A 2,797-nucleotide genomic window follows, 5' to 3' on the forward strand; every position below is an offset into this window, starting at 1 on the left:
GGCTCATGGTCCTGTGGTGTGCCAGATGGTTTTGGTTTCGAGGTGGGTGGTGAGGCGGGTGGTGGTGGGGGTGGTGGTGAAGTCTTCGTGGGGGTGGGGGTGGTGGATGCGTTTGAGGGTGTCGGCGGCGAGGGTTTCGAGGTGGGTGGCGTGGGCGGGGGTGGGGGCGCCGGTGAGGTCGAGGGCGTTGATGTCCTGGTGGGCGGCGAGGGTGGGGGCGAGTTCGTCGTGGTGGCCGGTGAGGATGTTGACTACGCCCGGGGGGAGGTCGGAGGTGGCCAGGACTTCGCCCAGGGTCAGGGCTGGGAGGGGGTGGGGGGTGGAGGCGATGACGACGGCGGTGTTGCCGGTGGTGATCGCGGGGGCGAGTGTGGAGACCAGTCCGAGGAGGGAGGAGTGCTGGGGGGCGAGGATGGCGATGGTGCCGGTGGGTTCGGGGGTGGAGAGGTTGAAGTAGGGCCCGGCGACGGGGTTGGGGTTGCCGAAGACCTGGTGGACTTTGTCGGCCCATCCGGCGTACCAGATCCACCGGTCGATGGCTGCCTCCACCTGCGCGGCGGCTCGCTGGGCGCTGACGCCCTCGCCGTGGGCGACCTCGTCGGTGAACTGCTGGTGGCGGCCCTGGAGCATCTCGGCGATCCGGTAGAGGATCTGCCCGCGGTGGTAGGCGGTGGCCCCCGACCAGCGGCCGAACGCCTTGCGCGCCGCGGCGGCGGCGTCGCGGGCGTCCTTGCGGGAGGCGCGCGGGGCGTTGGCCAGGTGCGCGCCGCTGGTGTCGGTCACGGGGTAGACCCTCCCGCTCTCCGAACGGGGAAACGCCCCGCCGATGAACAGCTTGTACGTCTTCCACACCCGAAGGCGCTCAGGGGGTGTCTCAGGCATGGGGGTGGTCTCGGGCATGGGGGTGGTCTCAGGCATTGAGGTAGGGCTCCAGTCCGTGGCGGCCGCCTTCCCGGCCGTAGCCGGACTCGCGGTACCCGCCGAAAGGCGAGGTCGGATCGAACTTGTTGAAGGTGTTGGACCAGATCACCCCGGCCCGCAAACGGCTGGCCATCCACAGCATCCGCGACCCCTTCTCCGTCCACACCCCCGCGGACAGCCCGTAAGGGGTGTTGTTCGCCTTGGCCACCGCCTCACCGGGCGTACGGAACGTCAGTACCGACAACACCGGCCCGAAGATCTCCTCCCGCGCTACCCGGTGCGCCTGCGACACCCCCTCAAACACCGTCGGCGCGAACCAGAAACCCCGCTGGGGGAGTTCACACGGCGCGCTCCAGCGCCGCGCGCCCTCCGCGTCCCCCGCATCCGCCAGCTCCCGGATCCGCGCCAGCTGCGCGGCGGAGTTGACCGCCCCCACATCGGTGTTCTTATCCAGCGGATCCCCCACCCGCAACGTCGCCATCCGCCGTTTCAACGCCGCAAGCACCTCCTCCGCCACCGACTCCTGCACCAGCAGCCGCGACCCCGCACAGCACACATGACCCTGGTTGAAGAAGATCCCCTCCACGATCCCCTCCACCGCCTGGTCCACCGGCGCATCATCGAACACGATGTTCGCGCCCTTCCCCCCGAGCTCAAGGGTCAGCCGCTTGCCCGTCCCGGCCACCGTGCGCGCGATACGGCGGCCCACCTCCGTCGACCCGGTGAACGCCACCTTGTCCACCCCCCGGTGCCCCACCAAAGCCGCCCCCGCACGCCCATCCCCCGGCAGAATGTTCACCACACCCCGCGGCAGCCCCGCCTGCTGGCAGATCTCCGCGAACCGCAACGCCGACAACGGCGTGGTCTCCGCGGGCTTGAGCACCACCGTGTTCCCCGCCGCCAGCGCCGGAGCGATCTTCCACGCCAGCATCAGCAACGGGAAATTCCACGGGATCACCTGCCCCGCCACCCCCACCGCCCGCACCCCGGCACCCAAACCCGCGTACTCAAGCTTGTCCGCCCACCCCGCGTAGTAGAAGAAATGCGCCGCCACCAGCGGCACATCCACATCCCGCGACTCCCGCACCGGCTTCCCGTTGTCCAGCGACTCCAGCACCGCCAGCTCACGCGCCCGCTCCTGCACCAGCCGCGCAATCCGGAACAAGAACTTCCCCCGCTCCACCCCCGGCAGCCCCGACCAGCCAGGAAAAGCCCGGCGCGCCGCGGCCACCGCCGCCTCCACATCCGCCTCCCCCGCCTCCGCAACCTGCGCCAGCACCTCCTCCGACGCAGGCGAAACCGTCTCAAACACCCCACCCGACGCCGCCTCACGCCACTCCCCATCGATGAACAACCCATACGAGGAAGCAATCGCCGCCGTCCCCGGCGACTCCGGCGCAGGCGCATACTCAAACACAGTGTCAGCCATCACTCAGTCCACCGTCACATAGTCAGGACCCGCGTACACACCCGAACCCAGCTTCTGCCGCTGCATCAACAAATCGTTCAGCAAACTCGACGCCCCGAACCTGAACCACCCCGGATCCAGCCACCCCTCCCCCGCCGTCTCCTTCACCACCACCAGATACCGCAACGCATCCTTCGCCGACCGAATCCCCCCCGCAGGCTTCACCCCCACCCGACGCCCCGACACCACCAAGAAATCACGCACCGCCTCCAACATCAGCAGCGTGTTGGGCAGCGTGGCGTTCACCGCGACCTTGCCGGTGGACGTCTTGATGAAGTCCGCCCCCGCCAGCATCGCCAGCCACGACGCGCGCCGCACATTGTCATACGTCGCCAGCTCCCCCGTTTCCAGGATCACCTTCAGATGCGCGTCCCCACACGCCTCCCGCACCGCCACGATCTCCTCGAA

General features: G+C 69.1%; 2 protein-coding genes and 1 pseudogene. All 3 read right to left on the reverse strand.

Annotated features, from left to right (window positions below; genetic code table 11):
- Positions 1-3 precede the first annotated feature (3 nt).
- Positions 4-882 carry an aldehyde dehydrogenase family protein gene (locus DEH69_RS03800; RefSeq protein ID WP_258534413.1) on the reverse strand — a complete coding sequence of 293 codons (879 nt, stop codon included), beginning with the start codon at positions 880-882 and terminating at the stop codon, positions 4-6.
- 28 nt (positions 883-910) lie between these two features.
- Positions 911-2,350 carry an aldehyde dehydrogenase family protein gene (locus tag DEH69_RS03805; RefSeq protein ID WP_113685443.1) on the reverse strand — a complete coding sequence of 480 codons (1,440 nt, stop codon included), beginning with the start codon at positions 2,348-2,350 and terminating at the stop codon, positions 911-913.
- Positions 2,351-2,353: 3 nt separating this feature from the next.
- Positions 2,354-2,797 (reverse strand): annotated as a pseudogene (locus DEH69_RS03810) (deoxyribose-phosphate aldolase); the annotation flags it as partial.

This window comes from Streptomyces sp. PT12 (genome assembly GCF_003311645.1).
Taxonomy (GTDB): Bacteria; Actinomycetota; Actinomycetes; order Streptomycetales; family Streptomycetaceae; genus Streptomyces.

What these genes read in the sequence shown, in the direction of transcription:
- DEH69_RS03800 (WP_258534413.1), bottom strand. Translation starts at nt 882, where the DNA reads ATGCCTGAGACACCCCCTGAGCGCCTTCGGGTGTGGAAGACGTACAAG.
- DEH69_RS03805 (WP_113685443.1), bottom strand. Translation starts at nt 2,350, where the DNA reads ATGGCTGACACTGTGTTTGAGTATGCGCCTGCGCCGGAGTCGCCGGGG.